Below are 7,902 nucleotides of genomic sequence, written 5' to 3' on the forward strand. Positions count from 1 at the left end.
ATTTAACGTTACCGATTTTATCATTTTTTCGATTTTGGAAACGTTAAACAACTTTTCTTATATACTATTCGAACTCAATGGTTCCAGGAGGTTTACTTGTAAGGTCATACCAAAGACTGGTACTCTTTGAAACTGCCGTGTTTTTCTATTTCCATTATCATTATAATATATATGGTACCATTTATCAAGCTTTTTGTTGATTTTTATTTATTTTTTCTTTAATATTTAAATTGAGGAAAACATTATGACTACAGAAGCTCAAAAAAAAGCAAATAGAAAGTACGAAATCGAAAAAACAGAAAACATCCGCATTCGAGTCCCTATTGGAAAAAAAGCACTTATACATCAATGCGCTCAATTGAATAACGAATCTATTAATGGTATGGTCAACCGTCTTATTGATGAAGAATTACAAAGGTTACTAAAAAAAGGAGATTAATAATACCTAATAGGTATTTTAATCTCTCTTTTTTCTTTGTTTAATATTAGATTCAGTAAATCAATCTTTATTATTTCATCATTTTGACTTTCAATATATAAGCCCATACCTTGGCTTATATAATTTTAGGTCTAAAAAATCATAATAAAATCATTTATTTTTATATCGTAAAACATGGTATGTATCTTCTATTGACTATCATTAATTACTATATATTTCTATAATAATCTTCAATCAAAGGTTCTAACAACTCCATTATCATTCTATATTTTTCAAGAGATAAACACCATTGATGAATCGTCGCATCAATTGGACGTAATACATATTGATATTCCATATAATCTAAATCCACTTTTTCTCTATTACCGTTTTTTAGATACATTATTTTTTGCTCTAAATATTTTGCCAACTTTTCTTGGGGGCTCTTTTTTTCATCTTCTTCTGCAATTATCCGTAGGTATTCATCTTTTCGAATAAGTCTAGCTCTAGCATATTCTATATTAGGCTCTACAAACGGAATTATGGCTAAATTGCATTCAAAAGCTGCAATCCATAATTCATCAGACGCTACTTGTTTTTTCCAATAATATTGGTCATGAGCATATCTATATATGTTTTCAAAAAATAGAATATCATTTTCATCAATAGACACTATGTTTTCAAAAAATAAAGACTCATCAATTGGTTCAAAAATCAAATTTATATTAAACCCTGTTTTTCTAGGTAATAATTTTTTTACTTTTTCATAAACCGTTTCATCTTGAAATGTAATTTCATAATTAATCACATTTTTATCATCTACAGACTGTACTTTAGAAATTCCATATTGTAATACAGCACGATAATATATATTATCATTTAAAAATATTTCCTTAGAATTAGAGTTTTCAAATTTAAATTGTTCATCCCAAAATTGAATCTCTAAACTTTTCCACCCATCAACTACAGAGTAAGAATAATATGTTCTCGGTTTATAATATGCTCCGCAAAACGAAAGATTCTTCTTACTATTTCTAATATATATCCCTAAACCAGAACTATACTTTTTACACAAATATATCAAAGAATCCTCATCGACATACTTGCTCATTTCTTTATTGATAAGCGATTTATAAATGATCAAATATGGTTCTTCATGCAAATATTCAGATAATCTTTTTAGTAGAGTTCTAGATATTTTTTTTATATTATCATTTCTAAGATTATATAAAGTTTGTGATGAAATTTTTAACTCTTTTGCTAAAGTTTCATAAGTAATATTTTTCTCATGTATAAGATTCTCAAAATAGTTTTTCAGACTCATATAAATCCACCTTTTTAATATTTTATCATATATATAAGAACAAATTTTAAAAATAGTTAAAATATTACATTTTTGCGTTACTTTATAAAGCGCTTTTTTGTTATATTATATGTAAGGAGGTGACCTTAATGAGTCATAGAGCTATAATCAACCGTAATACAGACAATGAAAAAATCATTGAAGCAAACAAATATTTCTTTGAGAATCATAAGAAATACACCTTTTTCTGTCCCGATTGTAAGTGTGAAATGAAAATACAAAGAAGAAGATTAGATAACGGGGAATATTCTTATTATTTCTTTAGCAACGCTCACAACAAAGAAAATTGCTCAGAATACAAGAGAGGAATAAGAAGAGCCGGGTTACGAACAGGAACCCCAACATGTAATCATGGTATTTTTTTCGATCAAAAGGATGGAAACGAAAATAATCCTCCTGGCGAAGATCCAGACATTGATGAAGATTTTGAAGAGAATAATGGTGAACACGCTCAACGAATCGAATTTCATAATCGACAACCCAGATTGAACAATATCAAAGACTACATCAGATACATCGTCAATTCTTCTTTAGAAGAAGACACCATTAATGTAGGAACCGTTAATGACCCTGACTTTCGATTCGTTAATAATGTTCTTTTTCGGTGGAATAATTATGAGAATTATCATCCCAGAAATTTGAACGGTATTGGTGTACTATGGGGTGGTAGAAGATTTAATGCCTCGGCAGAAAAAATAAGATATGAAAAGGATTCAATTTTTGTTAAGGAAGATCTGCCTGTAGAAAAACACAAAGATGGTGCAAAACCAATACTATTCGAAATAGTATTTTCTTCTGAAAATACTAAAAATGATTTTCTTGAAAAATATTTAAGTTTCGATCCAAAAACCACTATATTAATACTCGTTGGCGATTGGGAAAGACAACCTAACCAGAAAGGATATCGTATATATCGATCTAATATTGGACGAAAATGTTATAGATTCGTTGAAAAAGATGAATTAGATAACTATATAGAATAATATAAGTATTGCACACAAAAAGAGGATTTAGTGTAACTAGTCCTCTTTTTTGTATGCTTCATTGATAAACCTAATAATATTGACTTCTTCGTTTTGTATCTCTTCTTGTTTTTCGAAAACATTAGTCTCAATAAAATCACCAATAATATCTACTTTTATTGGATCTTCCATCTCTTTCACATCTATTTGTATAAGATAATCACTGGTTTCTTTTGAATCAATAAACAGTTTAACATTCGATTGATTCTTCAGATTTAAGCTTTTATCGCAATTATAGATATGATTTTGCTCTTGGTTTAATGGATGCCTTTGAATCTTTTTCCACATCTCATACAAGAATGTCTCATCTCCAAAGTCAGATCTTTTTAAAGCTGTTCCCTCCATTTTATGGCCCATGAAGTATTGACTTTCTAAAACTGAAAATCCAAGAGTGTAAAGATGAGTTGCCATGTTTCTTCGGAGTAAGTAGGTAGTGACATCTTTTTCACCCAAATCATATTCCGTATCTTTATCTTCTGAAATACTAACCATGATTCCCGCAATTCGAGATTTTTTTATACCTACTTCATCTCTTAGAAATCTTCGACCTGCAATTGAAAGACAATATTTAAACAAGTCTCGCCCTCCACCTAAAAGTCACCCGTTCTAAAATGTCGATACAACTGGTATATATTGATCTGTCATTTTATTTAAGTTCTTTTTTTTGATATCTTTTTTTGATGTAAAAATCATTAGTGTCGCTGGATCAAAGCCCTCATTCCGAATCAAATCATAGTCTACCTTCATCAAAGGTTCAAACTTCGTGACTTTTGTATGTTCCTGAACTAATTGTTCAAAACCTTTACCTTCTAATTCTACTGTATCGATACCAATATGAATCAATATTTCTACTCCTGAATCCGAAAGTATTGAGATTGCATGTTTTGTGGGGAAGACAGAAATAACTTCTCCATCACAAGGAGATACCACTAAATAATCTTGTGGTAGAATCAATACACCATCTCCTAATGCTTTATCCGCAAAAACTTCATCGCTGCATGTATCAATATCTTTTATTTCTCCTTTAACCACATTTACAAATTCTTCTTTCATTTCAGAACATCTCCTTTTGATTCGATCACTTGTTTATACCAGTAAAAACTCTTTTTTCGATATCGCTTAAAAGTCCCTTTTCCATCATTGTCTACATCGACATAAATCAAACCATATCGCTTACTCATTTCTCCGGTAGAATTTGAAACTATGTCCATAGGTGACCACATGGTATAGCCCATGACAGGAACACCATCTTTCATAGCTTCATCAATTTGTAAAAGGTGCTGTTTGAGATAATCAATACGATAATCATCTTCTACAGAACATTCTTCCAATTCTTCTTTAACACCAATTCCATTTTCAACGACGAATAATGGCTTACGATAAGTATCATACAATTTATTTAGAGCAATTCGCAAACCTTTAGGATCGATTTGCCAACCCCATTCAGTAGATTTCAAATAAGGATTCTTAATGCCTGACATTTGATTCCCTTGTGTGATTTCTCCAATGAAATCATCTCTTGCCCAAGCTAAGGACATATAATAACTAAAAGAAATGAAATCAACTGGATTTTCTTTTAAAATTTGTAATTCATCCTCTGTTGTTTTCAACTGAATATCCAGGTCTTTGAATAAACGATTCGCATAATATGGATACTCACCTTTCACAAACAATTCTAAAGCGAAGGTTTCTCGATTTCTTTCCAATAGCATTGAATTCCAAACATCTTCTGGGTGGCAAGAATATGAATAGACGGGAGAATACTGAACCATACAGCCTATTTGAGCATCTGGTATAATTTCATGACAAGCTTTTACCGCTAGACTACTAGCAACTGCTTGATTATGTAAAATCTGGTATCCATATTGATCAACATTTTCCCCTTTTGGAACTATGGTTCCTCCAGAATGAAAAGGAAGTTTTGTTACAGAGTTAACCTCGTTAAATGTCAGCCAATATTTCACTTTGTTCTTATATCGTTCAAAAACTGTTTTGGCATATTTTTCGAAAAGCGAAATACATTTTTTATCGATCCAACCATTGAATTCTTCAGTCAAGTATAGTGGCATTTCAAAATGTGACAAAGTAACAAGCGGCTGAATTCCGTGTTTTATACACTCATCGAACAAATCATCATAAAACTTTAGTCCTGCTTCATTTGGTAATTCTTCTATACCAGTCGGAAAAATACGTGGCCAGGAAATACTGAGACGATAACATGTAAAACCCATCTCCGCCATCAAGGCAATATCTTCCTTATAGTGATGATAATGATCGATTGCTTTATGTGATGGATAATAAGAAAATTTCTCTTCCATCATTTTTTGAGGTTCAAATAAATATTTAAAGCGAATTTTTCCTGGAAGAATATCTGCAGTAGAGAGCCCTTTCCCATCTTCAAGATAGGCTCCTTCAATCTGATTGGCTGCTGTTGCACCACCCCACAAAAAATCCTTACTGAACATCCTTTTTCCCTGCCTTATTTAAAATAACTGAAATAACAAATCCCAAAGTAACAGAGACAATAATAGTGATGATCCCATTCACAAAAGTAGGTCCTGCCAATACTGGTATTGATGTCAAACCTGCCGGAGCCATACCATAAGAATTAACTCCTAACAAACCAGACAGAAATCCTCCTATACCACCGGCAATGCAACAAGAATAGAGCACCTTGCGATTCACAAACGCCACTGAATAGATAGCAGGTTCTGTAATACCAAGCAAAGCCGTTGTTCCTGTCGCAAGACAAATTTCTTTCACATCTTTTCTCTTTGAAACTAACGCATATCCTAAAACAGCACCTGCTAACGCCATATTGGAAGCAAAACTTGGACCTGCCCAAAAAGTATCATAGCCAAGAACCATGAAATTAGCTATTACAACAGGCATCAAAGAATAATGCAGACCTGTGGAAATTAACGGAATCATTAAAGCTCCCAAGATACCGCAAACTAACCATTTATTTGAATTCACAGTTGCTTGCAATACCCAAGCCAATCCATCAGAAATATAAGCAGCAATTGGGCCCAAAACAACAAGCATGATTACAGATAATACCAAATACGTTAATAAAGGCTCTAAGAATGTAGAAATTGCTTTAGGAGTAATTTTATGGATGCCCAATTCAATATATTTCTGAGCAAATACACACAATAAAGCAGGAACAATAGAACTTGTATAAGTTGCTACACGTATTGGCAATCCAAAGAAAGATAAGTAAGTTTCTTCTCCAGCAATCCCAGAAACATTCAAATATACTAATGTCGCAATCACTGCCATGGTCATGTATGGATTTTTAACGCCTATACGCTTACCTGCTGAATGAGCAATAATAAACGGAATAAAATATAAAGGAGCATCAGCTAACAAATCAATAATTTGATAAGTTGTTCCTTCTGTATCCAACCAGCCAAAAGTAGAAATTAATGTAGAAATAGCGCTTGTCAAGCCTGCTGCAATTAAGACTGGAATCAAAGGCACAAAACAATCCGCTAATAAATTCATAAATCGAACAAATGGATTTTTTTCTTTTTCCTGCTTTTGATTAATATCTGTAGGCTTTTCTTCAAAAGTATAAACTTTTGTAATGGTTTCATATACGTCATCTACTTGTTGTCCAATAATAACCTGAATGCCTCCTTTTTGGTCCTTGATCCCTGGCACTTCTGGTATATTTTTTAGTCCTTCTTTATCAATTTTTGAAAGATCATTCAACTGAAAACGGAGTCGCGTAGAACAATGTGTGACTTTTTTCACATTTTCTACTCCTCCAACTTTTTCTATAATTTGTTTACTTAGTTCTTCGTATTTCATACTTTCCTCCTGTCATTTAAAAAGAAAAATCCGATACAAATAGGCAAACGAAGCCCATATGTATCAGATTTTGCCTGCTTATCAGTAACACTCTGATTATTTAATATTTAATAATCGACAAATATGAATCGTTAGATATAACTTTTCATATTCACTAAGCGATTGTCCATATTTTTCTTTTAACTTTTGATTTAGAACCTGAATTGCATCTTTGGTTTTTTCTATTGCCTCTGGATTTAATGTAAAGATCGAATCTTCATTTTGTTCAATTTGTTCATGCTTTATATATCTCAAGGCAAGATACTTTGCATGTGTAACAAATCTTGTATACGTAATACTAGAAGTATCCATTTTGACTTGATAATAAGACATTATAGTATCTGTAATATCTTTTGTAATTCTAAGGATTTTTTTAGTCGATCCTGTATCCATGTTTGGAGTTTCATTTGCAATAATATGAATAACAATAAATCCGCTTTCATCAATTGGAATATCGATATCCATTGTGGCATTAATATAATCCAAAGCCCAACAAGCTATATTATACTCTTTTGGATACAACATTCGAACTTCTGTCAACATACCAAAGTCCAATTCAATTCCTTCAGCAGTCCTTTCTATAGCGCTATGAATATGATCTAAAAGTGTCACATAAATTCCAGAATCAAGATCCTTCCCTAATTTTCGATTAGCGTATCGTATAATCGTGTTTGTCATTTCAAATACTTTTTCAGGAACATCTTCTAGGAGCTCTATCAACTCTTCAGTACGTGCATGACGGGAATTAAAAACCTTCTCTGCTTTTGTTTCATCAACTGGATCCCCGGGACGTTTGTTAAAGGCAATTCCTTTTCCAATCAAGACACATTCTTCAGATTTTTCGCTAAAAGCAATCAGTGCACTGTTATTTAAAATGCTTTTAACTCTCATATGTTTCATCACCTCCCAAAAGAAAAGACCTTGCACGAAAAAAACTAACGTACTAGGTCTTGCATAATTTAACACCCTTTAGATTTCAAGTAATGCTCTTTCGATAACACCTTGTATGCTTAAGATATCATAACGCTTACATTTTTTCAATCAAAATATGTAAAAATTTATTCTTCCCAATTTTCACCCGTACGGTAATCAATCTCAATGCCGGGCTGTACATTATAGGCATAGACATTGAACGCCAAAGATGCACAGTCATCTTCCACGGAGCATGCCTGCATATGAACGCCGGAAGCAACCAGGTCATATGAATCCTCATAAATCGGGGTTACTTCATATAAAACATGCTC

8 protein-coding genes and 1 pseudogene are annotated in these 7,902 nt (G+C 32.3%); 2 read left to right on the forward strand and 7 right to left on the reverse strand.

All coding sequences use genetic code 11. The annotated features are described in order from the left end of the window. Positions 1-244: 244 nt before the first annotated feature. The gene (locus HMPREF0367_RS07875; protein ID WP_035403063.1) at positions 245-439 is read left to right on the forward strand and encodes a hypothetical protein; all 195 of its coding nucleotides are present in this window, start codon (positions 245-247) and stop codon (positions 437-439) included. Positions 440-647: 208 nt separating this feature from the next. On the opposite strand, the gene HMPREF0367_RS07880 is transcribed toward HMPREF0367_RS07875, so the two are convergent. After that, positions 648-1,742 carry a helix-turn-helix domain-containing protein gene (locus HMPREF0367_RS07880; RefSeq protein ID WP_035403065.1) on the reverse strand — a complete coding sequence of 365 codons (1,095 nt, stop codon included), beginning with the start codon at positions 1,740-1,742 and terminating at the stop codon, positions 648-650. 128 nt (positions 1,743-1,870) lie between these two features. Between HMPREF0367_RS07880 and HMPREF0367_RS07885 the strand changes: the two genes are divergently transcribed. Continuing rightward, on the forward strand, positions 1,871-2,764 hold the full coding sequence (locus HMPREF0367_RS07885) for a hypothetical protein (RefSeq protein ID WP_035403068.1): 894 nt from the start codon (positions 1,871-1,873) through the stop codon (positions 2,762-2,764). A gap of 36 nt (positions 2,765-2,800) precedes the next feature. On the opposite strand, the gene HMPREF0367_RS07890 is transcribed toward HMPREF0367_RS07885, so the two are convergent. The 6 genes and pseudogenes from HMPREF0367_RS07890 to HMPREF0367_RS10585 all read right to left on the reverse strand — a co-directional run. Then, positions 2,801-3,379, reverse strand: a complete 579-nt coding sequence (locus HMPREF0367_RS07890; protein WP_035403071.1) for a hypothetical protein — start codon at positions 3,377-3,379, stop codon at positions 2,801-2,803. 30 nt (positions 3,380-3,409) lie between these two features. After that, a complete protein-coding gene (locus HMPREF0367_RS07895) occupies positions 3,410-3,856 on the reverse strand; it encodes a PTS sugar transporter subunit IIA (RefSeq protein WP_051335224.1) in 447 nt (148 codons plus the stop codon). Continuing rightward, complete coding sequence (locus HMPREF0367_RS07900; protein WP_035403074.1) at positions 3,853-5,268, reverse strand: glycoside hydrolase family 1 protein; 1,416 nt, start codon at positions 5,266-5,268, stop codon at positions 3,853-3,855. Before HMPREF0367_RS07900 ends, HMPREF0367_RS07895 begins: the two co-directional genes overlap by 4 nt. Continuing rightward, the gene (locus HMPREF0367_RS07905) at positions 5,258-6,619 is read right to left on the reverse strand and encodes a PTS transporter subunit EIIC (RefSeq protein WP_035403077.1); all 1,362 of its coding nucleotides are present in this window, start codon (positions 6,617-6,619) and stop codon (positions 5,258-5,260) included. Before HMPREF0367_RS07905 ends, HMPREF0367_RS07900 begins: the two co-directional genes overlap by 11 nt. A gap of 96 nt (positions 6,620-6,715) precedes the next feature. Beyond that, positions 6,716-7,549, reverse strand: coding sequence for a PRD domain-containing protein (locus tag HMPREF0367_RS07910; RefSeq protein WP_035403080.1), 834 nt, complete (start codon positions 7,547-7,549; stop codon positions 6,716-6,718). 167 nt (positions 7,550-7,716) lie between these two features. Beyond that, positions 7,717-7,902 (reverse strand): annotated as a pseudogene (locus HMPREF0367_RS10585) (DNA/RNA non-specific endonuclease); the annotation flags it as partial.

This window comes from Faecalitalea cylindroides ATCC 27803 (genome assembly GCF_000469305.1).
In the GTDB taxonomy this organism is placed as follows: Bacteria; Bacillota_I; Bacilli_A; order Erysipelotrichales; family Erysipelotrichaceae; genus Faecalitalea; species Faecalitalea cylindroides.